The organism is Streptomyces viridifaciens, from assembly GCF_001888885.2.
Taxonomy (GTDB): domain Bacteria; phylum Actinomycetota; class Actinomycetes; order Streptomycetales; family Streptomycetaceae; genus Kitasatospora; species Kitasatospora aureofaciens.
In genome coordinates this window covers 1,905,936-1,932,605 of record NZ_CP090841.1, presented here as the reverse complement: position 1 = coordinate 1,932,605, position 26,670 = coordinate 1,905,936, and the positions used below count along the sequence as shown (strand labels likewise).

General features: G+C 73.0%; 20 protein-coding genes. 10 read left to right on the top strand and 10 right to left on the bottom strand.

Going from position 1 to position 26,670, the window contains the following annotated elements; all coding sequences use genetic code 11:
- Positions 1 to 64: 64 nt before the first annotated feature.
- The 9 genes from BOQ63_RS15895 to BOQ63_RS15855 form a co-directional block, all read right to left on the bottom strand.
- On the bottom strand, positions 65 to 943 hold the full coding sequence (locus tag BOQ63_RS15895) for a CDP-alcohol phosphatidyltransferase family protein (RefSeq protein WP_030285592.1): 879 nt from the start codon (positions 941 to 943) through the stop codon (positions 65 to 67).
- A complete protein-coding gene (locus BOQ63_RS15890) occupies positions 930 to 1,622 on the bottom strand; it encodes a phosphatidylserine decarboxylase (RefSeq protein WP_030285593.1) in 693 nt (230 codons plus the stop codon). Before BOQ63_RS15890 ends, BOQ63_RS15895 begins: the two co-directional genes overlap by 14 nt.
- A 517-nt stretch (positions 1,623 to 2,139) precedes the next feature.
- The gene (locus BOQ63_RS15885) at positions 2,140 to 3,342 is read right to left on the bottom strand and encodes an acyl-CoA dehydrogenase family protein (protein ID WP_030554622.1); all 1,203 of its coding nucleotides are present in this window, start codon (positions 3,340 to 3,342) and stop codon (positions 2,140 to 2,142) included.
- Positions 3,343 to 3,490: 148 nt separating this feature from the next.
- Positions 3,491 to 3,994: a MaoC family dehydratase gene (locus BOQ63_RS15880; RefSeq protein ID WP_030554620.1), complete on the bottom strand. Its 504-nt coding sequence runs from the start codon at positions 3,992 to 3,994 to the stop codon at positions 3,491 to 3,493.
- A gap of 3 nt (positions 3,995 to 3,997) precedes the next feature.
- Positions 3,998 to 4,978: an HpcH/HpaI aldolase/citrate lyase family protein gene (locus BOQ63_RS15875; RefSeq protein ID WP_030285599.1), complete on the bottom strand. Its 981-nt coding sequence runs from the start codon at positions 4,976 to 4,978 to the stop codon at positions 3,998 to 4,000.
- Between the two features lie 43 nt (positions 4,979 to 5,021).
- The gene (locus BOQ63_RS15870; protein ID WP_030554618.1) at positions 5,022 to 7,052 is read right to left on the bottom strand and encodes a protein meaA; all 2,031 of its coding nucleotides are present in this window, start codon (positions 7,050 to 7,052) and stop codon (positions 5,022 to 5,024) included.
- Entirely contained in the window at positions 7,052 to 8,389 is a 1,338-nt protein-coding gene (gene ccrA / locus BOQ63_RS15865) for a crotonyl-CoA carboxylase/reductase (RefSeq protein ID WP_030285603.1), read from the bottom strand. Before ccrA ends, BOQ63_RS15870 begins: the two co-directional genes overlap by 1 nt.
- Before the next feature lie 382 nt (positions 8,390 to 8,771).
- Positions 8,772 to 9,692, bottom strand: coding sequence for a TetR family transcriptional regulator (locus tag BOQ63_RS15860; RefSeq protein ID WP_150475929.1), 921 nt, complete (start codon positions 9,690 to 9,692; stop codon positions 8,772 to 8,774).
- A 230-nt stretch (positions 9,693 to 9,922) separates the two neighbouring features.
- Positions 9,923 to 11,698 carry a 3-hydroxyacyl-CoA dehydrogenase family protein gene (locus BOQ63_RS15855; protein WP_030285607.1) on the bottom strand — a complete coding sequence of 592 codons (1,776 nt, stop codon included), beginning with the start codon at positions 11,696 to 11,698 and terminating at the stop codon, positions 9,923 to 9,925.
- Positions 11,699 to 12,251: 553 nt separating this feature from the next.
- On the opposite strand from BOQ63_RS15855, the gene BOQ63_RS15850 reads away from it, so the two are divergent.
- The 3 genes from BOQ63_RS15850 to BOQ63_RS15840 all read left to right on the top strand — a co-directional run bounded on the left by BOQ63_RS15850 (position 12,252) and on the right by BOQ63_RS15840 (position 16,601).
- Positions 12,252 to 13,703: a type I glutamate--ammonia ligase gene (locus BOQ63_RS15850; protein WP_079183627.1), complete on the top strand. Its 1,452-nt coding sequence runs from the start codon at positions 12,252 to 12,254 to the stop codon at positions 13,701 to 13,703.
- Positions 13,704 to 13,706: 3 nt separating this feature from the next.
- Complete coding sequence (locus BOQ63_RS15845) at positions 13,707 to 14,861, top strand: amidohydrolase family protein (RefSeq protein WP_223885947.1); 1,155 nt, start codon at positions 13,707 to 13,709, stop codon at positions 14,859 to 14,861.
- Between the two features lie 249 nt (positions 14,862 to 15,110).
- The gene (locus BOQ63_RS15840) at positions 15,111 to 16,601 is read left to right on the top strand and encodes a S8 family peptidase (RefSeq protein ID WP_030285613.1); all 1,491 of its coding nucleotides are present in this window, start codon (positions 15,111 to 15,113) and stop codon (positions 16,599 to 16,601) included.
- A 115-nt stretch (positions 16,602 to 16,716) separates the two neighbouring features.
- On the opposite strand, the gene BOQ63_RS15835 is transcribed toward BOQ63_RS15840, so the two are convergent.
- Positions 16,717 to 17,613, bottom strand: a complete 897-nt coding sequence (locus BOQ63_RS15835) for a HipA family kinase (protein WP_030285616.1) — start codon at positions 17,611 to 17,613, stop codon at positions 16,717 to 16,719.
- Between the two features lie 200 nt (positions 17,614 to 17,813).
- On the opposite strand from BOQ63_RS15835, the gene BOQ63_RS15830 reads away from it, so the two are divergent.
- The 7 genes from BOQ63_RS15830 (at position 17,814) to BOQ63_RS15800 (ending at position 26,661) form a co-directional block, all read left to right on the top strand.
- A complete protein-coding gene (locus BOQ63_RS15830; protein WP_030285618.1) occupies positions 17,814 to 18,254 on the top strand; it encodes an SRPBCC family protein in 441 nt (146 codons plus the stop codon).
- A gap of 176 nt (positions 18,255 to 18,430) precedes the next feature.
- Positions 18,431 to 19,585 (top strand): glycosyltransferase, encoded by a 1,155-nt coding sequence (locus BOQ63_RS15825; protein ID WP_030285620.1) that lies wholly within the window; start codon positions 18,431 to 18,433, stop codon positions 19,583 to 19,585.
- Positions 19,586 to 19,978: 393 nt separating this feature from the next.
- Positions 19,979 to 21,502: a sugar transferase gene (locus BOQ63_RS15820; protein WP_030554612.1), complete on the top strand. Its 1,524-nt coding sequence runs from the start codon at positions 19,979 to 19,981 to the stop codon at positions 21,500 to 21,502.
- 6 nt (positions 21,503 to 21,508) lie between these two features.
- Positions 21,509 to 22,858, top strand: a complete 1,350-nt coding sequence (locus tag BOQ63_RS15815; RefSeq protein WP_072654499.1) for an O-antigen ligase family protein — start codon at positions 21,509 to 21,511, stop codon at positions 22,856 to 22,858.
- Positions 22,855 to 24,684, top strand: a complete 1,830-nt coding sequence (locus BOQ63_RS15810) for a lipid II flippase MurJ (RefSeq protein WP_051746965.1) — start codon at positions 22,855 to 22,857, stop codon at positions 24,682 to 24,684. Before BOQ63_RS15815 ends, BOQ63_RS15810 begins: the two co-directional genes overlap by 4 nt.
- Positions 24,674 to 25,549: a polysaccharide deacetylase family protein gene (locus BOQ63_RS15805; protein ID WP_078867404.1), complete on the top strand. Its 876-nt coding sequence runs from the start codon at positions 24,674 to 24,676 to the stop codon at positions 25,547 to 25,549. Before BOQ63_RS15810 ends, BOQ63_RS15805 begins: the two co-directional genes overlap by 11 nt.
- Entirely contained in the window at positions 25,546 to 26,661 is a 1,116-nt protein-coding gene (locus tag BOQ63_RS15800) for a glycosyltransferase (RefSeq protein WP_030285630.1), read from the top strand. The genes BOQ63_RS15805 and BOQ63_RS15800 overlap by 4 nt, the downstream gene beginning before the upstream one ends.
- The last annotated feature ends 9 nt before the right edge of the window (positions 26,662 to 26,670 follow it).

The following is a 26,670-nucleotide window of genomic DNA, read 5'->3' as shown; positions in this document are numbered from 1 at the left end:
ATCGGAACGCGGGAAGGGCCCGGAACCTGGTGGTTCCGGGCCCTTCCCACATCGCGGGGCGGACTCAGCCGAGCCGGGACTCCGCCCGCCGGGCGCGGACGTCGCCGACCTTCTGCCCGACCTTGCGCCGGATGACCAGCAGCGGCGCCATCGCGGCGAGCGTGATCTGGGCGAACGCGCCGACGTGCATCAGCGTGTCGCCGCCGGGCAGCCCGGTCGCCCAGGCTGCCAGGCAGCCGATCGCCACGACGACCCAGCAGAGCGTCGCGGTGGCCAGCAACCCCTGCGGCTTCGGGTACTCGATCCGGCTGACCATCAGGTACGCCGCGCCGAAGATGGCGAGCAGACCGGGCAGGAACGGCGGGTCGAGCAGCACGATGGCGATCACCGTCATCGCGCCCATCGGGCAGGGCATGCCCTGGAACACCCCGGGCCGCATCTTGACGGCGGAGAAGCGGGCCAGCCGCAGGACCACCGCGAGCAGCACGGTCAGCGCGATCAGCGCGGAGAGCGTCCGGTTGGAGCCCTGCGAGACCATGCCCCAGACCGCGACGAAGTAGGCCGGCGCGATGCCGAAGCTGATCAGGTCGGCCAGGTTGTCGAGTTCGGCTCCGAGGGCGGAGGAGCGGAGCTTCCGCGCCACCAGGCCGTCGAAGAGGTCGCACATCGAGCCGATCAGCAGCAGCGTGACGGCGGTGGCCGCGCTGTGCCGGTCCGGAGCGGCGTCCGGGTTGGTGATGTGCGGGATCAGGACCCCGGTGGTGATCGAGTAGATCGCCAGGAAGCCGCAGACGGCGTTCCCCAGGGTCAGGAAGTCGGCGGTGGACAGGTGCTGAGGGGAGCGCGGGGCACGCAGCTCGCGGTCGCGCGCCCAGCGGCGGCGGCGCAGGGCCGTCTCCTCGTCGTCCAGGCCGACGATTGTCTCAGGATCAGTCACGGTCAAGGCGCGTCACCCCGGCTGTGGTCTTCTGGCCGACCTCGACGCCGACCTCGACGCCGGCCGGCAGGTAGGTGTCGACCCGGGAGCCGAACCGGATCAGACCGATCCGGTCGCCCTGCTCGACCTTGGTTCCGGCGGCCACGTACGGCACGATGCGGCGGGCCACGGCCCCCGCGATCTGCACCATCTCGATGTCGCCGAGCTCGGTGTCGAAGTGCCAGACGACCCGCTCGTTCTGGTCGCTGTCCTTGTTGAACGCCGGCACGAAACCGCCCGCGACGTGCTCGACCGACGTCACCGTGCCCGGCAGGGGCGCGCGGTTGACGTGGACGTTCAGCGGGCTCATGAAGATCGCCACCCGGGTACGGCCGTCCGGCCAGGCGTCGATGCTCTGGACCACGCCGTCGGCGGGGGAGATCACTCTGCCCGTGCCGATCTCACGCTCGGGGTCGCGGAAGAACCACAGCATGCCCGCGCTGAGCGCACAGGCGGGCACCGCCGCCAGGGCCCACTTGCCGCTGCGCCGGGTGAGGGCGGTGGTCACGGCGGCCGTGGCGAGGGTGGGGACGAACCAGGGGGTGGCTCCGCGCGCGATGGTCACGCGGGGTCGCCGACCGGCCGTCGGGGATGCGAGGGCATCGCGGTCCGTGACGGAGGTGTGAGGGGACGGGCTGATGGGCATCGAAGACCTTTGTCGCGGGGGATCATGGCCGCTGGACGGGGGCCACCGCGGGATCGGTAATAGAGGGACGGCTTGCTGTCCCGGTGGATGCTATCGGGAGCACACGGTGGGTGGGCAACCCGCCTGCTCGTTCATGTGTCCGGCGGGAGCGTGGGTGCGCGTCCCGCCTCTACGACCGTAGCTCGCCCCGGTCCGGTTCCCAAGGCACCGGACACGGCTGGTGACTCTTGTCTCAGCAGGGTGGCGCACGGAACCCGGTGGGGACACGGCCGACAGCGACCGGAAGAAGGTGTAAGGAAGCGGCCGCAGGGCGCGTCGTTGCAGCTGTACGCCCTGCGGCCGCTTTCCGGAGGCCGTGCCGGACCCTGGCGGACCAGGCCGGGCCCGTGACGGGGCACGGCACTCTGCCGGGACGGGCCCGCACGCCCGTCGACCGGCGGTTCGGAGGGGGCCGCCCGTCGATCGGGGCGGTCCCGCACTCACTCGGCGGTCCCGCCCCGGGGCGGGAGGCCGGCCGTCACTCGGCGATCTTGTACTCCTCCAGGAGCCGGCGCCCGACGATCATCTTCTGGATCTCCGCAGTTCCTTCACCGATGAGCAGCATTGGGGCCTCGCGGTAGAGGCGCTCGATCTCGTACTCCTTGGAGAAGCCGTAGCCGCCGTGGATCCGGAAGGCGTCCTCGACGACCTCCTTGCAGTACTCCGAGGCCAGGTACTTGGCCATGCCCGCCTCGAGGTCGTTGCGCTCACCGCTGTCCTTCTTGCGGGCGGCCATGACCATCATCTGGTGGGCGGCCTCGACCTTGGTGGCCATCTCGGCGAGCTTGAACTGGATCGCCTGGTGCTCGGCGATCTTCTTGCCGAAGGTGGAGCGCTGCTGGGCGTAGGAGATGCCGAGCTCGAAGGCGCGCCGGGCGACGCCGCAGCCGCGGGCGGCGACGTTGACGCGGCCGACCTCGACGCCGTCCATCATCTGGTAGAAGCCGCGGCCCGGGATGCCGCCGAGGATGCGGTCGGCGGGGATCCGCACGTCCTGCAGCACCAGCTCGGTGGTGTCGACGCCCTTGTAGCCCATCTTCTCGATCTTCCCGGGCACGGTGAGTCCGGGGACGGTCGGGTTCGGGCCGAAGCCGGCCGTCTTCTCGATCAGGAAGGTGGTCATGTTCTTGTACGGGGTGTTGCCGCCCTCGTCGGTCCGGCACAGGACCGCGACCAGGGTGGAGGTGCCGCCGTTGGTGAGCCACATCTTCTGGCCGTTGAGGACGTAGAACTCGCCGTCCTTGACGCCCTTGGTGGAGATGGCCGAAACGTCGGAGCCGAGGCCGGGCTCGGACATCGAGAAGGCGCCGCGGATCTCGCCGGCGGCCATCTTCGGCAGGAAGTAGTCCTTCTGCTCCTGGGTGCCGTGGGCGTTGATCATGTGCGCCACGATGAAGTGGGTGTTGACGATGCCGGAGACCGACATCCAGCCGCGGGCGATCTCCTCGACCACCAGGGCGTAGGTGAGCAGGGACTCGCCGAGGCCGCCGTACTCCTCGGGGATGGTGAGGCCGAACAGCCCGAGCTGCTTCATGCCCTCGACGATGGCGGTCGGGTACTCGTCCTTGTGCTCCAGCTCGGTCGCGACCGGAATGATCTCCTTGTCGACGAAATCCCGCACGGTGGCGAGGATGTCCCGCTGGATCTCGGTGAGGCCGTCGGTCTGTGCGAGGCGTCCCATCGTGCGGCTCCGAAATGTCTGAAGAGGGCGGGGGGGGGGATTTCCGGGGGCCCTGCCGGCGTGGCTGCGGCAGCAGGGCCCCCGACCGGGTGGGGGTCGGCCGATGACGGCGGCCTCCCCGTCCGGGGTCTCTATATAGGGGTGGGGATCAGGAGAGCGGTTCGGGGCGCCCGGGCTGCTCGCCGCCGCGCGCCTTGATGTACGTCTCGGTCGGCACCATCACCTTGCGGCGGAAGACGCAGACGACCGTGCCGTCCTGCTTGTACCCCTTGGTCTCGACGTAGACGATGCCGCGGTCGTCCTTGGACTTGGACGGCCACTTGTCGAGGACGGTGGTCTCGCCGTAGATGGTGTCGCCGTGGAAGGTCGGCGCGATGTGGCGCAGCGACTCGATCTCCAGGTTGGCGATCGCCTTGCCGGAGACGTCCGGGACGGACATGCCGAGCAGCAGCGAGTAGATGTAGTTGCCCACCACGACGTTCTTGCCGAAGTCCGTCGTCTTCTCCGCATAGTTGGTGTCCATGTGGAGCGGGTGGTGGTTCATGGTGAGCAGGCAGAAGAGGTGGTCGTCGTACTCGGTGACCGTCTTGCCGGGCCAGTGCTTGTAGACCGCGCCGACCTCGAACTCCTCGTAGGTGCGTCCGAACTGCACGGCTCAGCCCTCCGCCTTCTTGTCGGTGTCGGGCAGTTCGAACTTGGTGGTGCGCTGCATGCCGGCGGCCCGGCCCTTGCCGGCGACGACCAGGGCCATCTTGCGGCTGGCCTCGTCGATCATCTCGTCGCCGAGCATCGCGGAGCCCTTGGCGCCGCCCGCCTCGGAGGTGCAGTAGTCGTAGGCGTCGAGGATCAGCTCGGCGTGGTCGTAGTCCTCCTGCGAGGGCGAGTAGATCTCGTTCGCGGCGGCGACCTGGTCCGGGTGGAGCACCCACTTGCCGTCGAAGCCGAGGGCGGCGGAGCGGCGGGCGACCTCGCGGTAGCCCTCCTGGTTGCGGATCTGCAGGTAGGGGCCGTCGATCGCCTGGAGGTCGTTCGCGCGGGCGGCCATCAGGATGCGCATCAGGATGTAGTGGTAGGCGTCGGCGCCGTAGCCGGGCGGCTGCTCGCCGACCACCAGGGACTTCATGTTGATCGAGGCCATGAAGTCGGCGGGGCCGAAGATGATGGTCTCCAGCCGGGGCGAGGCCTCGGCGATGGCGTCGACGTTGATCAGGCCCTTGGCGTTCTCGATCTGCGCCTCGATGCCGATCTTGCCGACCTCGAAGCCCATGGTCTTCTCGATCTGGGTGAGCAGCAGGTCGAGCGCCTTCACCTGCCCGGCGTCCTGGACCTTCGGCAGCATGATGCAGTCGAGGTTGGGGCCGGCGCCCTCGACCACGGTGATCACGTCACGGTAGGTCCAGTGGGTGGTCCAGTCGTTGACGCGGACGACGCGGGTCTTGTTGCCCCAGTCGCCGTTGTTCAGCGCGTCGACGATGTTGTGGCGGGCGCTCTCCTTGACCAGCGGGGCGCAGGCGTCCTCCAGGTCGAGGAAGACCTGGTCGGCCGGGAGGCCCTGGGCCTTCTCCAGGAAGCGAGGGTTGCTGCCCGGTACGGCGAGGCAGGAGCGGCGGGGGCGCAGGCGGTTGACGGTCGTCATGGGGGTGGTTCGGTTCCTTCCCAGTGGTCAGCTGGTCAGCTGGTCAGTTCGTGGCCGCGGTCGGTGCGGGCGTCCACGGCTGGAGCTTGTTGGCGAGCCGGATCTCGTCCACGATCCGGCCGATGATGGTGGTGATGCCGAAGTCCTTCGGGGTGAACACGGCGGCGACGCCGGCGGCCTTGAGGGCCTCGCCGTCCGCTGCCGGGATGATGCCACCCACGATCACCGGGACATCCTCCACCCCGGCGCGGCGCAACCGCTTCAGGACGTCCGGCACCAGCTCGGAGTGGGCGCCGGAGAGGATGGACAGGCCCACGCAGTGCACGTCCTCCGCCACGGCGGCCGAGACGATCTGCTCCGGGGTGAGCCGGATGCCCTGGTAGACCACCTCGAAGCCGGCGTCGCGAGCACGGACGGCGATCTGCTCGGCGCCGTTCGAGTGCCCGTCCAGGCCGGGCTTGCCGACCAGCAGGCGCAGCTTGCCGGCGCCCAGCTCCTCGGCGGTGGCGGCGACGGCGGCGCGGACCTGCTCCAGCTCCCCGCCGGGCTCGGCGGCGACCGCGACGGGCGCGCCGCCCACGCCGGTGGGGGCGCGGTACTCGCCGAACACCTCGCGCAGGGCGAAGGACCACTCGCCGGTGGTGACGCCGGCCCGGGCGCAGGCGAGGGTGGCCGGCACCAGGTTGGCCTCGGTGGCGGCGACGGCCTTGAGCTCGGCCAGCGCCCGCTGGGCGGCGGCCTCGTCGCGCTGGCCGCGCCAGGCCTCCAGGGCGGCGAGCACGGACTGCTCGGAGGCCGGGTCGACCACCATGATCGCGGTGTCCAGGTCGGCGGTGAGCGGGCTGGGCTCGGTGGTGTCGAAGCAGTTGACGCCGACGATCTTGTCCTCGCCGGACTCGATCCGGGCCCGGCGGGCGGCGTGCGAGGCGACCAGGTTGGACTTGAGGTAGCCGGACTCGACGGCCGGGATCACCCCGCCCATCTCCAGCACCTTGGCGATCTCCGCCTCGGCCCCCGCCAGCAGCGCGGCGGTCTTGGCCTCGACCACCTCGGAGCCGTTGAAGAGGTCGCCGTACTCCAGCAGGTCGGACTCGTACGCCAGCACCTGCTGGATCCGCAGCGACCACTGCTGGTCCCACGGGCGGGGCAGGCCGAGCGCCTCGTTCCAGGCGGGCAGCTGGACGGCACGGGCGCGGGCGTCCTTGGAGAGGGTGACGGCCAGCATCTCCAGGACGATCCGCTGGACGTTGTTCTCCGGCTGGGCCTCGGTCAGGCCGAGCGAGTTGACCTGGACGCCGTAGCGGAACCGGCGCTGCTTCGGGTCGGTGACTCCGTACCGCTCCAGCGTGACCTTCTCCCAGAGCTGGGCGAAGGCGCGCATCTTGCACATCTCCTCGACGAAGCGCACGCCGGCGTTGACGAAGAAGGAGATCCGGGCGACCACGTCGCCCATCCGTTCGGCGGGCACCTGCCCGGAGTCGCGGACGGCGTCGAGCACCGAGATGGCGGTGCACATCGCGTAGGCGATCTCCTGGACGGGCGTGGCCCCGGCCTCCTGGAGGTGGTAGCTGCAGATGTTGATCGGGTTCCACTTGGGGATGTGGCCGACCGTGTAGGCGATCATGTCGGTGATCAGGCGCACCGACGGGCCGGGCGGGAAGACGTGCGTCCCGCGCGACAGGTACTCCTTGACGATGTCGTTCTGGGTGGTGCCGGTGAGCTTGGCGATGTCGGCGCCCTGCTCCTCGGCGACCACCTGGTAGAGCGCCAGCAGCCACATCGCGGTGGCGTTGATCGTCATGGAGGTGTTGGTCCGTTCGAGCGGGATGCCGTCGAACAGGGTGCGCATGTCGCCGACGTGCCCGACCGGGACGCCGACCCGGCCCACCTCGCCGCGGGCGAGGATGTGGTCGGAGTCGTAGCCGGTCTGGGTCGGCAGGTCGAAGGCGACGGACAGACCGGTCTGGCCCTTCGCCAGGTTCCGCCGGTATAGCGCGTTGGAGTCGCTCGCGGTGGAGTGGCCGGCGTAGGTGCGCATCAGCCAGGGGCGGTCGCGCTTCTGAGCCTCGGTCATCACACGTTCCTGAAGCGGTTGATGGCCGGAAGGTGCTTCTCGCGCAGTTCGTGGTCGCGGACGCCCAGGCCCTCCTCGGGGGCGAGGCACAGGACGCCGACCTTGCCCTGGTGCTTGTTGTGGTGGACGTCGAGGGCGGCCTGGCCGGTCTCCTCCAGGGTGTAGACCTTGGAGAGGGTCGGGTGGATCTTGCCCTTGGCGACGAGGCGGTTGGCTTCGAAGGCCTCGCGGTAGTTGGCGAAGTGGGAGCCGACGATGCGCTTGAGGGACATCCACAGGTAGCGGTTGTCGTACTGGTGCATGTAGCCGGAGGTGGAGGCGCAGGTGACGATGGTGCCGCCCTTGCGGGTGACGTAGACGGAGGCGCCGAAGGTCTCGCGGCCGGGGTGTTCGAAGACGATGTCGACGTCCTCGCCGCCGGTGAACTCGCGGATCTTCGAGCCGAGGCGCTTCCACTCGCGGGGGTCCTGGTTGTTCTCGTCCTTCCAGAACTTGTAGCCCTCGGCGGAGCGGTCGATGATCGCCTCGGCGCCCATCGCGCGGCAGATGTCGGCCTTGGCCTCGCTGGAGACCACGCAGATCGGGGTGGCGCCGCCGGCCAGGGCGTACTGGGTGGCGTAGGAGCCCAGGCCGCCGCTGGCGCCCCAGATCAGGACGTTGTCGCCCTGCTTCATGCCGGCGCCGTTCTGCGAGACCAGCTGGCGGTAGGCGGTGGAGTTGACCAGGCCGGGGGAGGCGGCCTCCTCCCAGGTCAGGTGCTTCGGCTTGGGCAGCAGCTGGTTGGTCTTGACCAGGGCGATCTGGGCCAGGCCGCCGAAGTTGGTCTCGAAGCCCCAGATGCGCTGCTCCGGGTCCATCATCGTGTCGTTGTGGCCGTCGGGGGACTCCAGCTCGACCGAGAGGCAGTGGGCGACGACCTCGTCGCCGGGCTTCCAGGCGTTGACGCCGGCGCCGGTCTGCAGCACCACGCCCGCGAGGTCGGAGCCCAGGACGTGGTACGGCAGGTCGTGGCGCTTGGTCAGCGGGGAGAGGCGGCCGTAGCGCTCCAGGAAGCCGAAGGTGGAGACCGGCTCGAAGATCGAGCTCCACACGGTGTTGTAGTTCACCGAGCTGGCCATGACGGCGACCAGGGCCTCGCCCGGGCCCAGCTCGGGCAGGGCCACCTCGTCGAGGTGAAGGGACTTGCGGGGGTCCTTGTCGCGGCTGTCGAGACCCGCGAACATCTGCTCCTCGTCCTTGTGGAGCGTGACCGCCCGGTAGGACTCGGGGAGCTTGAGCGCCGCGAAGTCCGCCGACGTGGCGTCGGAGCTGAGGATCGCGTCGAGGATTTCCTGCATGGCTGCCTCCGAAGGCGTACCTGTGTGAGGGTCACAGGGCGTCTGGGGGAGCCGGGAGCGGACACCGGCTTCGCTGAGGTGGGTGGTTGGTGGTCAGGCGGGCGCCCGGGGTGGTTCGGGCGGATCCGGCACTGCTTGGTCTGGCACAGCTCCCGGGGTGTGGGAACGCCGGCCGACGGCGCGCCGAGGTGGGGAGCCGCGGCGCCGCGACTGGTGAGTAACAAGGTAGTGGCACCCTGTGCCACTCGTAAAGACACCGGGTGCCAGGAATTCCGACGCTCCGGAAGGGCGCCGAACGCGCGTGGTGCGGGTGTGCCGAGGGCCCGCGCCGGCGATCCAGCGCGGGCCCTCGTTCTGCCGCTGACCTGCTGTTTTATTGGGCTCAGGCGTCCCGGGTGCCGCTCAGTGCGGCCCGGATGCTGTCCACCACGACGTCCAGCGGAGCGTCCGTCCGGGCGACTGTGATGAGCACCTCACCTCCGGGGCTGGCACTCAGTGCGCTCTCCGCCACCCCGTCCCCAGGCATCCCACTGGCACCCGGTGCCACCACCGGGCCCCGGCGTCTGGCACCCGGCGTGCTGGCGGCCCAGAAGGTCCGCCGGATCACATCGAAGGAGTGTTCCAGCTGCGCCTCCACGTCACCCCGGCCGCCGGCCCGCAGCCAGCGCCGCAGCACGTGGTTGTGCGCCGCCACGACCGCCGCCGCCGACACCTCGGCCAGCATCGAGTCGTCCTCGCCGCCGCGCTGCCAGCCCGACGGGATGGGCTCGCCGGTGTCGAACCGGCCCAGCAGGTAACGGGTGAACAGCCGCTCGTACCGGGCCACCACGGCGATCTCCCGCTCGCGCAGCGCCGGGACCTGACGGATCAGCTGGTACCGCGCGACCGACACTCCCGGGGTGGAGGCGTACATCCGCAGCACCTCCTTGATGCCGCGGCAGACCACGTCCAGCGGGTGCTCCTCGGGCTCGGCGCTGGCCAGCAGGTCGGCCACCCGGACGAGGGTGTCGTCGTGGTCGGGGAAGATCGCCTCCTCCTTCGACCGGAAGTACCGGAAGAAGGTGCGCCGGGCCACCCCGGCGGCCGCGGCGATCTGGTCGACCGTGGTCTCCTCGTAGCCCTGCGAGGCGAACAGCTCCATCGCCGCCGCGGCCAGGTCCTGGCGCATCTGCTGACGCTGCGCCGCCGCCCGGCGGCTGCCCGGCCCCGCCTCCGGCGCGGCGCCCCCGGACGGGCCGGCCGTCCGGTCGGTGCCGCGCGGTCCGGCGGAGTGCTGCGGGGAGGCTGACTGAACCCGATCCATGCCCGGAACGCTACACGGCCCGGGCTGCGCGCCCGCCGCCCTTCCCCGGCGCACCGGCGTGACCGGACCGGTCACGGCCGGTCTGGGCCAGCGGGCGGACACCGCGCCCGGCGTCCAGGCGGGGCGCGCGGCGGACCCGGAGCCGTACGCGGCGCCGCCGTTGCCCGGGGCGCCGCCCGGCCCCGCCGCCGGGTCGTACGGCAGCTGCCCGCCCCCGGCCCGTGCCGTGGTCACCGGCGCGCGTGGTCGCGGAAGCCGCGGCCGGTCTTGCGGCCCAGGCAGCCCGCCGCCACCAGGTGCTCCAGCAGCGGCGCGGCGGCCAGGCCCGGCTCGCGGAACTCCTGGTGCAGCACCTGCTCGATGGTCAGCGAGACGTCCAGGCCGACCACGTCCAGCAGCTCGAAGGGGCCCATCGGGTAGCCGCAGCCCAGCTTCATCGCGGTGTCGATGTCGTCCACCGTCGCGTAGTGCTCCTGGAGCATCCGAACCGCGTCGTTCAGGTACGGGAACAGCAGCGCGTTGACGATGAAACCGGCCCGGTCGCCGCACTCCACCGGGTGCTTGCGCACCTTCGCGGTCAGCTCCAGCACCGTCGCGGTGACGTCCGGGGCGGTTAGCACGGTGGAGACCACCTCGACCAGCTTCATCGCCGGGGCCGGGTTGAAGAAGTGCATGCCGATCACGTCCTGCGGCCGCGAGGTGGCGGTCGCGCAGCTGATCACCGGCAGCGAGGAGGTGGTGGTGGCGAGCACCGCGCCCGGCCGGACGATCTTGTCCAGGATGGCGAACAGCTCCCGCTTGACCGCCAGGTCCTCGGCGACCGCCTCGACCACCAGGTCCACCTCGGCCAGTTCGGAGTACTGGCCGACCGGGGTGACCAGCGCCAGCGCGGCGTCCCGCTGATCCCCGCTCAGCCGGCCCTTGGTGACCGAGCGCTCCAGCGACCTCGCGAGCTGCGCCTTGGCCCGGTCGGCCTTCTCCTGGCTGCGGGCGGCCAGCAGCACCGGGTGCCCGGCCTTGGCGAACACCTCGGCGATGCCGGTGGCCATCGTGCCGGAGCCGCAGACCCCGACCGTGTGCACGGCGCGGCCGGGCACCTTGGCGCGGGCCGGTCCGGTCGCCGCGTCCACGGCCCTGGACGAGCCCGGCGCCTCGTAGGTGTAGAAGCCGCGGCCGGACTTGCGGCCCAGCAGCCCGGCCGAGACCAGCTGGCCGAGGATCGGCGCGGGAGCGTGCAGCTTGTCGCGGGACTGCTCGTACATCGCCTCCAGCACGGTGCGCGCGGTGTCGACGCCGATCAGGTCCAGCAGCGCCAGCGGGCCCATCGGCAGCCCGCAGCCGAGCCGCATCGCGGCGTCGATGTCCTCCCGGGAGGCGTACTTGGACTCGTACATCGCGGCGGCCTGGTTCAGGTACGCGAACAGCAGGCCGTTCACCACGAACCCGGCCCGGTCCCCGGCCGCCACCGGCTCCTTGCCCAGGTCCCGGGCGAAGGCGGCGGCGTCCTCGGCCGTCTGCGGGGAGGTCAGCACGGTGCGCACCACCTCGACCAGCTTCATGGTGTGCACCGGGTTGAAGAAGTGCAGGCCGAGCACCCGCTCCGGACGGGCGGTCGCGGCCGCGATCCGGGTCACCGACAGGGCGGTGGTGCCGGTGGCCAGCACCGTGCCCTCGGGGCAGATCCGGTCCAGCTCGGCGAAGACCTCCCGCTTCAGCTCCAGCTGCTCGGGGACCTCCTCGATCACCAGGTCCGCCTCGGCGGCGGCCGTCAGCGCGTGCCCGACCGTGATCCGGGCCAGCAGCGCGGTGCGCTCCGCGGCGGTGATCCGCTCCCGGTCGACCGCGTGCGCGGTCGCCTCCTCGATCCGGGCCAGTGCCCGGGCGGCCGAGTCCTCGGTGGCCTCGATGCCGATCACCCGGCGGCCGCTCCTGGCGACCGCGACCGCGACGCCGGTACCCATCGTGCCGAGGCCGACGACGGCCACGGTGGGGAAGGGACGCTCCATGTCCTGACTCCTAGTCATGAAGGGCCCGCGCGTGCTCCGACGGGCGGGCCACCGCGCCCGTCGGCGAAACGGGGGCGGCCGCCGCCGGAGGAGGGTCCACGCGCGGGGGCTTGGGGAGATGACGGGTCCGGCAACCCGGCGTCGGCCGGTCCGCTCCGGCCGAACTGCGGGGTGTGCCGTGGTACTCAGGCGCTCGAAGGTGAAGGAAGCGACGCTGATACGAGGAGGGAAACCCGGCCCGCCGCGGTTCGCGGCACCGGCCGGTGAAGACGCACCGCGCGGGTGCCGCAGACACGGCGACCGCGACCTCCCGCCGGTGCGGCTCCCGAAGCCCGGCGGTGGTGCGTGCGGCCACTGTAGCGAAGCTACTCGCCGGTAGGAAGGGGGCGGGGCGGAAAACCGAACGCCCTGGGGCGGATCACCGCAGGGGAGTTGGTGGCCCGCGCCGCGCCGAGCAGTGGCTCCCCCAACGAGTGAACGGGCGGACGGGCGTCCGTTTGTTCCACTCGATAGGGGAGTTACCGGCACCCCGTCGGCGGGGCAGCATGGTGGCATGGGCACCGTCACCGCCTCCCAGGCCGCCGACCCCGCCGAGCCGTCCGGCCCCGGCGCGTCCGAGGCCGCCCTCGCGGCCGCCGTCGCGCTGTCCCCGCGGGCCGAGCGCGCCGCACGGGCCCAGGAGGCGGTCGACCGGTTGCGCACCGCCGCCGTCGAGGCGGTGGCCGTCACCTGGGTGGACAACGCCGGCATCACCCGGGTCAAGGCCGTGCCGCTCAGCGGCCTGGTGCACGCGGCCGAGTGGGGCGTCGGCACCGCGCCCTGCTTCGACGTGTTCCTCGCCGACGACGCCATCACCACCAGCCCGGTCATCGGCGGCCCCACCGGGGACCTCAGGCTCTACCCCGACCTCGACCGGCTCGTCCCGCTGGCCGCCCAGCCCGGTTGGGCCTGGGCCCCGGGGGACCGCCACGCCCAGGACGGCGTCCCGCACCCCGGCTGCCAACGGCTGTTCGCCCGCCGGATGGAGGCCGCGGCCGCCGCCCGCGGGCTGAGCCTCAAGGCCGGCATCGAGGTGGAGTGGGTGGTCGCCCTGGCCGGCCCCCCGAACGAGCCGCCGCAGTACCCGACGCACGGCCCCGCCTACGGCATGCACCGGCTCACCGACCTCTCCGACTACCTGCGGGACGTCGTGCGCGCCCTCGGCGAACAGGGGCTCGGCGTGCTGCAGATCCACCCCGAGTACGCCCCGGGCCAGTTCGAGGTCTCGGTCGCCCCCGAGGGCCCGGTCGGCGCCGCCGACACCTCCGTCCTGGTCCGGCAGACCGTCCGCGCCGTCTCCGCCAAGTACGGCCTGCGGACGTCCTTCGCCCCCGTGGTCGAGCCCGACGGGGTCGGCAACGGCGGGCACCTGCACCTCAGCCTCTGGCGGGACGGCCGCAACCTCGGCCACGGCGGCTCCGGTCCGCACGGGCTGACGGCCGAGGCCGAGGGCTTCCTCGCCGGGGTGCTCCAGGCGCTGCCCGAACTCCTGGTGCTGGGCTGCTCCAGCCCCGCCGGGTACCTGCGGCTGGTGCCCTCGCACTGGGCCGGGGCGTACCAGTGCTGGGGCCTGGAGAACCGCGAGGCCGCGCTGCGCCTGGTCACCGGCTCCACCGGGGAGCGGGCCGCCACCGCGAACGCCGAGGTCAAGTGCTTCGACGCGAGCGCCAACCCGTACCTGGCGGTCGGCGCGGTGATCGCCGCCGGCCTCGCCGGGCTGGAGCAACGCCACGTGCTGCCCCCCGAGTTCACCGGTGATCCGGCCGCCGCCGAGCCCGGAACGGTGCCCCGACTGCCGCAGGGCCCGGCCGAGGCGATCGCCGCGTACGAGCGCTCGGCGGTGCTGCGCGGGGCGCTCGGCGAGCCGCTCCACCAGGCAGTGCTGGCGGTGCGCCGGGCCGAGGCCGAGCAGTACGCGGACGCCGGCCCCGAGGAGTTGGTCGCGGCGACGCGCTGGAGGTACTGACCGGTGGCCCGGTCGGAGGTCCCGGAGGTCCCGGAGAACCGGCTTCCGGAGGTCGGGGTGCTGGTCGACCACCACTGCCACAGCGTGGTGGCCGCCGAACTCACCGACGACGCCCTGGCCGGGCTGCTCACCGAGTCCGACCGGCCGCCCGCGCCCGGCTGTTCGCCCTTCGACAGCGCGCTCGGCCTGGCCGTGCGGCGCTGGTGCCCGCCCGTGCTCGGCCTGCCCGCGCACGCTCCGGCGGCCGAGTACCTGGCCCGGCGGCGCGAGTTGGGCGCCGCCGAAGCGACCCGCCGGCTGCTCGCGGCCGCCCGGCTGGACACCTGCCTGGTGGACACCGGGCTGACCGCCGCCGCGGGCCGCGAGCTGCTGCCGCTGACCGAACTCGCCGGGGCCACCGGAGCGGTGGTGCGGGAGGTGGTCCGGCTGGAGTCGGTGGCCGAGACGGTGGCGTCCGGCGCCGAGGACTGGCCGCGGGCCGTCGGCGAGGCGCTGGCGGCGGCCGCCACCGGCGCGGTCGCGGTCAAGTCGGTGCTCGCCTACCGGTACGGCCTGGCCGTACCGGCCGAACGGCCCGCGCGCCCGGCCGTGGTGGCCGCCGCCGGGGCCCGACTGCGCGACGGACGCGCCCGGCTGGCCGACCCTGTGCTGCTGCACCACCTGCTGTGGACGGCCGTGGACGTCTGCGCCGAGCTGGGCCTGCCGCTCCAGCTCCACACGGGCTTCGGCGATCCCGACCTCACCCTGCACCGCGCCGACCCGTCCCTGCTGGCCGACTTCGTCCGCGCCGCCGAGCCGAGCGGCGTCCCGCTGGTGCTGCTGCACGGCTATCCGTACCACCGGCAGGCCGCCTGGCTGGCCCAGGCCTTTCCGACGGTGTACACGGATCTCGGGCTGACGGCCTCCTACACCGGGCCGCGGGTGGCGGCGGTGCTCGGCGAGATGCTCGAACTCGTGCCGTTCGGAAAACTGTTGTTCTCCACCGATGCCTACGGACTTCCCGAACTGTTCTCGGTGGGCGCCGCACAGTTCCGGTACGGACTGGGCATGCTGCTCTCCGACTGGCAGGCGGGGGGCGCCTGTTCGGCGTCGGACGCCCGGCGGCTGGCGCGGCTGATCGCCGCGGACAATGCGCGCCGGTTGTACGCGCTCCGGTAGACGCTTCCGGCTGCTCTTCGCGTACATGACCAGTCAGGTCGTCCCGTCGGCGAACCATCACTTTTTAACAATCTTCCGCTCTGTTGCGGTTGTTGGCCGATGGAGCGCTAACCGACGCTGTTGGTTGAGATGTGACGATTAGATGACTACCTCTTGCGCTTTTCAGCGAATATTCATTAACGTCCCGGTCATCCCAGCGCACCTGCCGCACCGCAGCTGCCGCTTGACGACTCGGGAGGGCCAACCCCAATGAGAGTTCCTCGGATCAGCCGGACCCGGTACGCGGCAGTGGGCCTCGTGCTCGCCACCGCCGGCGCCCTCGCGCTCCCGGCCGGCACCGCCGTCGCGGCGCCCACCGGCGACTCGACGACCGGTCCGCTGCTCAGCTACGTCGTCAACACCAAGGCCAACCACGGCCAGGTGCAGAAGGTCGAGAAGGCCATCACCGGCCTCGGCGGCACGGTGGTCCAGTCCTACGAGCAGGTCGGCGTCGTGGTCGCCCGCTCGAACGACACCAAGTTCGCGGAGAAGCTGCGCCTGGCCAAGGGCGTCGACTCCGTCGGCGCCAGCCGTACCAAGGGCATCCTCGCCTCGGACCAGGGCAACGCCGACGTCGCCGCCGAGCCGACCGGCGCCGCCGCCGCTGCCGACGGCCAGGAGCCGTACGAGCCCAACCAGTGGGACATGCGCCAGATCGGTGTCGACAAGGCTCACAAGCTCTCGCTCGGCAGCCGCAACGTCACCGTCGGCGTGCTGGACTCCGGCATCGACGCCACCCACGAGGACCTGGCGGCCAACGTGGACGCCTCGCAGTCGGTCTCCTGCATCGACGGCAGGACGAACACCGACTGGAAGGCCTGGCAGCCGACCACCAGCGACCACGGCACCCACGTGGCCGGCACCATCGCCGCGGCCAAGAACGGCAAGGGCGTCATCGGCATCGCCCCCAACGTGAAGCTGGCCGCGGTCAAGGTCGTCGACGACGGTGGCTTCATCTACCCGGAGAACGCGGTCTGCGGCTTCGTCTGGGCCGGCGAGCACGGCTTCAAGGTGACGAACAACAGCTACTACGTCGACCCGTGGATGTTCAACTGCCCGAACGACAAGGACCAGGCCGCGATCTCGGACGCGATCCGCAAGGCCGTCGCCTTCTCGCAGCGCAAGGGCGTCCTGAACGTCGCCGCCGCGGGCAACGAGAACATCGACCTGGCGCACAAGACCACCGACGTCTCCAGCCCGGACGACACCAAGCCCGGCAGCCGCCCGATCACCAACGACTGCCTGTCGCTGCCGACCGAGCTGCCCGGCGTGGTCGCGGTCTCCGCGGTAGGGGTCAACGGCGACAAGTCGTACTACTCCAGCTACGGCAAGGGCGTCGTCACCGTCGCCGCGCCGGGCGGTGACGCCCGCTACCAGATCCCGAACACCCCGGACAAGAACGGTCGCATCCTGTCGACCATCCGGGGCAACAAGTACGGGTACATGCAGGGCACCTCGATGGCCACCCCGCACGTCACCGGCGTGGTCGCGCTGCTCGCCAGCACCTTCCCGTGGGCCAGCCCGGACGAGCTGACCGAGCTGCTCACCAACCAGGCCGAGTCCCACGCCTGCCCGAAGGGCGTGTACAACCCGGGCAACACCGGCCAGTTCACGGCGACCTGCGAGGGCGGCGCGGACGACAACGGCTTCTACGGCGCGGGCATCATCAACGCAGAGAAGGCGGTCCAGTGGTGGCGCTGACGCGCTGACCACCAAGCGCTGACCACCAAGCGCTGAGCAACGAGTGCTGAGCCGGGGAGCGGGGCCACGGGCCCCGCTCCCCGGCTGCGTTCCGGCACCGGTACCCGGCGGCGCCTCAGCCCTCGAAGTGGTGCTCCCAGACCGTCTCCACCGACGGCTTGCCGTGCAGGTCCGGCACCTCCTGCAGCCAGGCCGGCCGACCGGCCCGGGTGCGGGCCGCACGCCGCAGCTCCGCCTCGCGCAGCTGCTCGGCAGTGGCGAAGCCCTCCGGCAGCCACGCCTCGGAGAGGACCGCCCGGGCGGCCAGGTGGGTGACGTACGCGCGCCGGACGGCGTCCACCGAGTCGAAGCCGGGCTCGCCGGCCAGCCACTCGTCCGGGACCAGCGCCACCACCTGCTCCAGCAGCTCGACCGTGACCAGCGGCCCGAGATCCTCGTCGGCCAGCCGGACGTCCGGGGCGCAGGCGCCGAGCGCGTGGGCGCTGAGGTCGTACCGCTTGCCGACGGAGGCCTCGGCGGTGGCCCAGCGGTGGTGGAAGATCAGCGCGGCGCCGTTGTCGATCAGCCAGAGCCGCCCGTGCCAGACCACCAGGTTGGGGTTGTGCACGGTGCGGTCGACGTTGCCGGTGAGCGCGTCCAGCCAGACCACCCGCCCGGCCTCGGCGGAGTCCACCCGGATCATCCCCGGCCGGTAGTCCGCGGCCCCGGGTAGCAGGTCCATCCCGAGGTTGAGGCCGGCGCTGGCCTTGAGCATGTCCTGGATCTCGGTGTCCGGCTCGTCCGCGGCCACCACCGGATCGAAGTCCACCAGCCGCAGCTCCGGCACCCGCAGCCCGAGCCGCCGGGCCAGTTCACCGACGATCACCTCGGCCACCAGCGCCTTGCGGCCCTGCGCGGCACCGGTGAACTTGACCACGTACGTCCCCAGGTCGTCGGTCTCCACGACCCCGGGCACCGAGCCCCCGGCACGCAGCGGGTCCACGTAGCGCAGCGCAGTCACCAGATCGAGCACACCGGCCACCCTAATTCGTTGATAGCGGATCGGTGTAGCCAGGGGCTGCTGTCGGTCCGTTCGAATGCCGTGGTCGTGACGCCTGTGGCCACCCGGGCCGGTGATGCCTATCCCGCCGCGTGGGCGCGGTGCCGCTGTGATTGGCTTGCCGGTGAGAACGGTCCGGGGACCGGTACCCACCACACGAGGAGAGCAAGGTCATGGGACAGGTGCAGGCCACCACCGAGCGGGTCTACGACGCCGCGCCTGAGCGGGTGTACGAGGCGCTGGCCGACTACCAGGTGACCCGCCCGAAGCTGCTGCCGGCGCAGTACAGCGAGTACGAGGTGCGGGTCGGCGGCACCGGCGCCGGCACCCAGGTGCACTGGAAGCTGCAGGCCACCGAGAAGCGGGTGCGCGACTGCCTGTTCACCGTCTCGGCGCCGAAGCCGGACCAGCTGGTGGAGAAGGACGCCAACTCCAGCATGGTGATCACCTGGACGGTCGCGGCCGCCGGCGAGGGCCGCTCCAAGGTCACCGTCACCGCCACCTGGCAGGGCGCCACCGGCATCGGCGGCTTCTTCGAGCGCACTTTCGCCCCCAAGGGCCTGAACCGGATCCACGACCAGGTGCTGGCCAACCTGGCCGCCGAGGTCCGCTGACCCGGCCGACCCGGCCGGAGTACCAGCCGTTCCGGAGAACCGGGTGAATCGCCCGGAGTTTCGAGCAGCTCGTCCGCCCGTACGAGCCGCAAGCCGTACGGGTGGACGGCCCGCCACCTGCGGGTGACGGGGGCCGCCCGGCACGGGGGAGCCACCCTAGGCTCGCCGCCGTGCATATGACGATCCTTCACATTTCGCAGCCGGTGGACGGCGGAGTCGCCCGCGTCGTCGCCGATCTGGCCCGGGGGCAGCGCGAGGCCGGGCACCGGGTGCTGGTCGCCTGCCCGCGCGGCGGGCGGCTGGCCGAGGAGGCCGCCGCCGTGGGCGCGCTGGTCCGGGACTGGTCCGCCGACCGCTCGCCCGGCCCGGCCACCGCCGCCGAGGCCTGGCGGCTGCGCCGGATCGTCCGGGCCGCCGTGCCCGACGTGGTCCACCTGCACAGCGCCAAGGCCGGGCTGGCCGGCCGGCTGGCCGTGCGAGGCGCGGTGCCGACCGTCTTCCAGCCGCACGCCTGGTCCTTCGCCGCCGTGGACGGCCCGATGGCCGCCGCCACCCTGCGCTGGGAGCGCTTCGCGACCCGCTGGGCACACCGGCTGCTGTGCGTCAGTGTCCAGGAGCGGGCGGACGGGGTGGCCGCCGGGGTGCACGCCGACTGGGCGGTGGTGCCCAACGGCGTGGACGTCCGCCACTACGCGCCGGCCGACCGCAGGGCCGCCCGGATCGCGCTCGGGCTGGACCTGGACGCCCCGCTGGCGGTCTGCGTCGGGCGGCTGTGCCGGCAGAAGGGCCAGGACGTGCTGCTGGCCGCCTGGCCGGAGGTGCTGCGTCGGGTGCCGCGGGCCCGGCTGGCGCTGGTCGGCGGCGGGCCGGAGCAGCAGCGGATGGCGGAGACGGTCCGGGAGTCGGCCGAGCCGTGCCGGGTCCGGCTGGTCGGGGACGTGCCGGATCCGCGGCCGTGGCTGGCGGCGGCCGACCTGGTGGTGCTGCCCTCGCGCTGGGAGGGCATGGCGCTGGCGCCGTTGGAGGCGATGGCGGCCGCCCGTCCGGTGCTGCTGACCGACGTCCCGGGCGCCCGGGAGTGCCTGCCGCAGGCGGAGCGGGCGCTGTCGGTGGTGCCGTCCGAGGGGGTGGGGGCCCTCGCCACCCGGATGGCGGAAGCGCTGTCCGATCCGATCGAGTGCGAGCGACGCGGTGCCCGGCTCCGGGACCACGTGGTCGCCCGGCACGACGTCCGTACCGTGGTCGAACAGGTGGACGCCCTGTACCGCGATCTGCTGGGCGCCGGACCGGCGGCCGGACGGCGCCGGGCCCGTGTCCCAGAGCGGATCTGATCGTTTCACATGCCGTGAATCCCCGCCGTTCCGGCGCCGGAGTATTCGCACCCTCAACCGGATAAGGGCGAGGCGTTAAATCCGTAATACCTATTAATGGGCGGCTGGAATGAAACGGCAAGTCAACTTCCGGCCGCCATCGACAGGTTCGGTATCGTCGGATTTTGCCTGCCTCGTTTCGATTTCGTCCCGGAAATTCGCGTCCGGGCCCCTCGCGGCCGTTTCCAAGGTGACCGGCAGTTCCGCGACCGGCCCCTCCGCGGGACCACCGAGAGCCGCCAGCGATGGCAGGTGCTGTCAGGACCGCGCCCACCGGGCCGGGACGGCCGCTCCTCGCCCATCGGCGCCGGGGGGTCGTCACCCCGGGCACACAGCAGGGGAGTTCGTGCGCTGATGACCATTGACCACGAGAGTGTGCCGCGATCCGGCGGGCCCCTGTCCGGCCCTCGTCTGCCCGCCACCGGGCTGCTCGACCGGCCGACCGGGGCGGCGTACACCCGGGCCGTGCCGTCGCCCCGTCGGCACCGCAGGACGACCCGCTCCCGGCTCGCCCTGCCGCTCGCGCTGGTCCAGGTCGACGCGATCGCGCTGTGCACCGGCACCGGCATCGCCAACCGGGTCATGGACCCGACCGTCCCGCTCGCCCCGTTGGTCGGCGCCGCCGCCGTCCTGCCCCTGCTCCTGGTGCTCAACCTGGCCGGCGGCCTCTACCGCACCCGGCTCACCCTGTCCGTCCTGGACGAACTGCCCGCCCTGGCCGTCAGGGCCGTGGTCGCGACCGCCTTCGCCGTCACCCTGGCCGGCTGCCTGGACGGCCGCTGGCCCGACTGCGGCCCGGCCACCCCGGCCCGCCTCACCGTCCTGCTCGGCGCCCAACTGCTCATCGCCGCCGTCGGCCGCGGTTTCCTCTACCACCTGGTCCGGCGGATCCGCCGCGGCCGCCCCAGCCCCGTCCTGGTGCTCGGCGCCGGCCGGCTGGGCCGCACGGTCGCCGCCGCCCTCCGCGAGCACGGCGAGTACGGCATGCGCCCGGTCGGCTTCCTGGACGCCGACCCCCCGCTGCTCGCCGGCGGCACCGACCTGCCCGTCCTCGGCGGCCGCGAGGCGCTGGAGCGCGAGGTCCACCGGCACCGGATCCATCACGTGATCGCCACCGCCGGGGCCGCCGACGAGGCCGAGACCGCCGCCACCCTGCGCGACGCCGTCCGGCTGGGCTGCCAGGTCTGGCTGGTGCCCGCGCTGCGCGAACACGGCTCCCTGCCCACCGCCCCGATCGCCGGCGGCGACCACCTGTGGGGCTTCCCCTGCCTACGGCTCGGCAGCCCCGCGATGCGCCGCCCCGGCTGGGCCGTCAAGCGCGCCCTGGACGTCACCGCCGCCGGGACCGGCCTGCTGCTGCTCGCCCCCGTCCTCGCGCTGTGCGCCCTCGCCGTCCGCTTCGACACCGGCCCCGGGGTGCTCTTCCGCCAGCAGCGCACCGGCCTGGACGGCCGGGTCTTCACCGTCCTGAAGTTCCGCACCCTGCGCCCCAGCAACGAGCACGAGTCGGCGACCCGCTGGAACATCGCCCAGGACCACCGGATGGGCGCCGTCGGCCGCCTGCTGCGCAAGAGCTCGCTCGACGAACTGCCGCAGCTGTGGAACGTCCTGCGCGGCGACATGAGCCTGGTCGGCCCGCGCCCCGAACGCCCGTACTTCGTCATGCGGTTCAGCCAGGCCTACCCCGAGTACGCCGACCGCCACCGCGTCCCGGTCGGCCTCACCGGCCTCGCCCAGGTCAACGGCCTGCGCGGGGACACCTCGATCGAGGATCGGGCCCGGTTCGACAACCGCTACATCGAGAGCTGGAGCCTCTGGCAGGACGTCAAGATCCTCTGCCGCACGGCCGCCCTGATGCTCCACCCGGACGGGAGCTGACCCGGCGTGGACCTGACCCTTCCGGCCCTTCCGCGTCCGACCCTACGGCGGGCCCTGCCCGCGCTCGCGGACCGGCCGAGCCTGCTCGCCGCGGCGACCGTCCTGCTGGTCTGCGTGCCCGCCGGGGAGAAGGACGTCACCGCGGCCGTCCACGTGACCGCCGCCGACGTCGCCTCGCTCGCCCTGGTCGCGCTCACCGCGGTCAACCTGCTGCGCGGACGGCTGCCCGCGATCACCCGCACCACCGGAGTGCTGTTCGGCGGCATCGCCGCCGCCGCCGCCGTCGCCACCGTCGGCTCGATCGACCCGGCCACCAGCCTCACCGGCTTCGTCCGGCTCACCCAGGTGTTCGTCCTGGTGCCCGTCGCCGTGCTCTGCGCGCTGCGCGACCGCACCGACCAGCGGCTGGTCCTCGGCTCCTTCGTGCTCGCCGCCCTGATCCAGGGCGTGGTCGGCGCGAACCAGTACCTCACCCGCACCGGCGCCTCCTACACCGGCCAGCCGATCCGGGCCGTCGGAACCTTCGGCGCGCTGGACATCATGGCGATGTCCACCGTGGTCAGCTACGGACTGCTCGCCGCCCTGGCCCTGGCCCTCGGCGAACGCGGCGAGGGCGGCAACGCCCGGCTCCGGCGGGCGATGTTCGCCGCCGCGGCCTTCCTCGTCCTCCCGCTCGCCGTCTCCTTCAGCCGGGGCAGCTGGATCGCCACCGGCGTCGCCGCCACCGTGCTGCTGCTGCGCGCCGACGCCCGGCTGCTGGTCCGCGGCGCCGTGCTGGGCCTGGCCGCCGCCGTCGTCCTGGTCGGCGGCCTCGGCCTCGGCGCCTCCGGCGTCACCGAGCGGCTCAGCTCGATCGGCTCGGTCTCCGCCGCGCCCGACCAGTCCGTCTCCGACCGCTACGACCTGTGGGCCACCGCCGGACGGATCTGGCAGGACCACCCCGTCCACGGCGCCGGCCCGAAGGCCTTCCCCGAACTGCGCGACAGCCACGCCCCGCTGCGGCTGTCCTCCGGCAGCGACGCCGCCGACTCCACCATCGGCTTCCAGCGCGAACCGCTGCTCTCCCCGCACAACATGTACTTCCTGGTGCTCAGCGAGCAGGGCCTGATCGGCATCACCGCGTACGCCGCGCTCTTCCTCGCCCTGCTGCTCGGCTGCCTCCGCCACCGCCGGGGCACGGTTCTCGCCGCTCTCGCCCTGCTCACCTGGGTGCTGGTCGACTTCCTCTACGCCGACATCGGCGGCACCACCACCGTGCTGACCTCGGTCGTCCTCGGCCTGGCGGCGCGTGCGGCCCTCCAGGGGGCGGCCGGCCCGGAGCCCGCCGGAAGCGACGGGCGGGCGATGCCACTGTGACCACGGACCAGCCGGCCGCGCTCACCCGCACCCTCCCCGCCCCGCGCAGCGCCCCCGTCCAGGCCGCCGTCCCCGGGCCCGACCGGGCGCCCCGGAGCGGCTTCCTCGCCAAGGCCTTCGGCATCACCGCCGTGCTCAGCGCGGCGGGCTCCGGCCTCGGGCTGCTGCGCGACCTCCTGCTGGCGCGCTACTTCGGCGCCAGCCAGGGCACCGACGCCTTCCTGGTCGCCTGGACCGTCCCCGAGACGGCGGCACCGCTGCTGATCGAGGACGCCATGTCGTTCCTCATGGTGCCCGCCTTCGCCCTCGCCCTGGTGCTGCGCGAGGAGGACCCGGACGCCCCCGACCCGGTCCGCCACCTGGTCCGCGCCACCCTGCCCTGGCTGCTGCTGGCGCTCAGCGGGCTGGCCCTGGTCGCCGCCCTGGGCGCCCCCCAGCTGGTCGAGCTGCTCGCGCCCGGCCTGCCCGACCCGCGCCTGGCCGTCGTCTGCACCCGGATCACCGCGATCACCGTGCTGCCCTTCGGTGTGGCCGGCTACCTGGCCGCCGCGCTGCGCGCCCACCACGGCTTCACCGCCCCGGCCGCCATCTACGTCGTCTACAACCTCGGCATCCTGGCCCTGCTGTTCGGCTTCCACGGCCTGCTCGGCGTGCGTTCCGCCGCGCTCGGCGTGGCGTTCGGCAGCCTGCTGATGGCCGGTCTGCTGGTCGGCCCGTTCCTGCGCCGCCTGCGGGCCGGCCAGACCGGCCGCGGTCGGCGGGGCCGCAACGCCCTGGTGCTGATGCCGCTGGCCCTGCTGCCGGTGGCGGCGTTCACGCTGACCCGCCAGTCCCAGGTCTTCGTCGAGCGCTACCTCGGCTCGGCGCTGCCGCCCGGCACCATCTCGCACCTGAACTACGCCGCCAAGGTCTCCCAACTCGCCATGACGGCGGGCATCCTGATCTGCACCGTCACCTTCCCGCTGGTCGCCCGGGCACTCGCGGCGGGGGACCTCACGGCCGCCCGCGACCGGGTCGAGAAGGACCTCGGCCAGGCCGCCGCGGTCGTCCTGCTCGGCACCGCCTTCCTGATGGCCTGCGCTCCCTCGGTGGTCTCGCTGCTGTTCCAGCGCGGCGCCTTCGGCCCCCAGGACACCGCCGCCACCGCCGCCGTCATCCGGGTGTACAGCTTCGGCCTGCCGGCCCAGGCGCTGACCGGCGTGATGATCCGCCCGTACTTCTCGCTACGGCCGGTGGTCCGCCGGGCCGGCGACCCGCGTGCCGAGGACGGTGGCCGCCGGCTGCTGGACTGGTACCCGCTCGCCGCGATGCTGCTGGGCCTCGGGGTGACCGTCGCCGTCGGCCTGCTCGCCACGCCCCGCTTCGGCGCCCTCGGCCTGGCCGCCGGCAACGCGGCCGGAATCACCACCACCTCCGTGCTGCTGCTGCGCGGCCTGGTGCTGCGCGGCATCCCGCTGCGGCTGCCCCGGGTGCTCGGCGGCCACGTCCGGCTGGTGGTCACCGCCGCCGGGGCCACCGCACTGGGCGCCGCCGCCGCCGGCCTGGCCGCCGACCCGCTGTTCTCGACCCTCCTCGGGGGCCTCACCGTGGTGCTGGCGTTCGGCGTCGTCGGCACCGGGCTCGGAGCGCGCGAGGTGCGCGGCCCGGTCCTCGCCGCCGCCCGGGCCCTCGGGCGCGGGCCCCTCCGGCGGACCTCGCCGGGACCGCGGCGCCCGGGCGCGCCGCTCGCCGCGTTGTCGTCAGTCGCCGATCCGACGGGATCCGCCGGAGAGGCACTGGACCCGCCATCCGTCGCCGATGAAGGGAAGTTTCCCGATGGACAATGAACGGGGAACCGTCCGTTCGGCCCGGGCGGGCGTCACCAACGCCCCGCCCGACCGGGCGCGACTGCCCAGGAGCCGCCGTCCGGTCGGCGAACCCGCCGACCCCGGCTCCTCCTCGCCGTGGATCCTGATGTACCACTCGGTGGCGGTCGAGGAGGAGGACCCGTACCAACTCACCGTCAGCCCCGAGCGGTTCGCCGAGCAGATCGCCTGGCTGCACAAGCGCGGGCGGCGCGGGGTCTCGGTCCGGGAGCTGATGCGGGCCCGGGCCCACGGGCGGGACGACAAGCTGGTCGGCCTCACCTTCGACGACGGATACGCGGACTTCGCCCGCTACGCCGTGCCGATCCTGCAGGCGTACGGCTTCACCGCCACCGCGTACGTGGTCGCCGACCTCCTCGGACAGGACAACGGCTGGGACACCGAGGGGCCGCGCAAGAAGCTGCTCACCGTCGAGGAGGTCGCCGAACTCGCCGTGGCGGGCTGGGAGATCGGCTCGCACGGCCTCGGCCACCGGGCGCTGCCCGGCCTGGCCGCCGACGTCCTCGCGGTGCAGACCCGGGAGAGCCGGCGGCTGCTGGAGGAGGTGGTCGGCGGTCCGGTCACCGGTTTCTGCTACCCGTACGGCGCCGTCGACGCGCCCGCCGCCCTGGCCGTGCGCGACGCCGGGTACGACTACGCCTGCGCCATCGCCCACTCCCCGCTCACCGGCCGCTTCGCCCTGCCCCGCTGCTACGTCGGCGACCGCGACGGCGCCTGGCGGCTGCGCGCCAAGAAGGGCCGGCACCGGCTGCGGGACGCCTTCACCGAGCTGAGACGCCGCCGTGGGACCCGCGCCGAGCGGGCGGTCACGGAGCGCCGGTCGTGAGGGTGCTGCACATCGTCACCGGGCTCGCCTCGGGCGGCGCCGAGCGCCAACTCCACCTGCTGCTGCGCCACTTGCCGCCGCACCAGCGCTGCGAGGTGCTCACCCTGACCAATCCCGGCACGGTCGCCGACGCGCTGCGCGCCGACGGGGTGACCGTCCACCACCTCGCCATGCGCGGCAACCGTGACCTCGGCGCGCTGCCCCGGCTGGTCCGGCTGGTCCGGGCCGGCCGGTACGACCTGGTGCACACCCACCTCTACCGCGCCCAGCTGTACGGCCGGCTGGCCGCGCGGCTGGCCGGGGTGCGGGCGGTGGTCTCCACCGAGCACTCGCTGCACGCCGGGGTGATCGAGGGCCGGCCGGTCACCCGGGGCGTCAAGGGCCTCTACCTGGCCGCCGAGCGGCTCGGCAGCACCACCGTCGCGGTCTCCCGGCAGGTCGCCCAGACGCTGCGGTCCTGGGGCGTCCCGCCGACCCGGATCGAGCTGATCCCCAACGGCATCGACACCGCCGGCTACCGCCGCCCGCCCGCCGAGCGGTCCGCCGCCCGCGGCCGGGTCCGGGCCGAACTCGGCCTCCCGGAGGGCAGTTGGGTGGTCGGCGGGGTCGGTCGGCTGGTCCCCGGCAAGCGCTTCGAGGTGCTGCTGGCGGCGCTCGTCGACCTCGACCCGGCGACCCGGCTGGTGCTGGTCGGGGAGGGCCCCGAGCGGGCCGAACTGGAGCGCCGGGCCACCGAACTCGGCGTCCGGGAGCGGCTGGTGCTCACCGGCGAGCGCGACGACGTGCCCGACCTGCTGGCCGCCATGGACGTGCTGGCCGCCCCCTCCACCGCGGAGACCTTCGGCCTCGGCGTCCTGGAGGGCCTCGCGGCCGGGCTGCCGGTGCGGCACAGCGCCTGCCCGGCGCTGGACGAACTGCCGCCCAGCGCCGCCCCGCAGGCCCGCCGCATCCCCTCCGAACCCGCCGCGTACGCCGCCGCGCTGCGGGACCTGCGACAGCTCAGCGGCCACATCTCCGACCCGCTCCCGCACCCCCCGGCCGTCGGCCACTACGACATCGCCCGGGTCGCCGCCGACCTGGGCGCCCTCTACGACCGGCTGGCCCGCGTCTGAGCGCCCGCC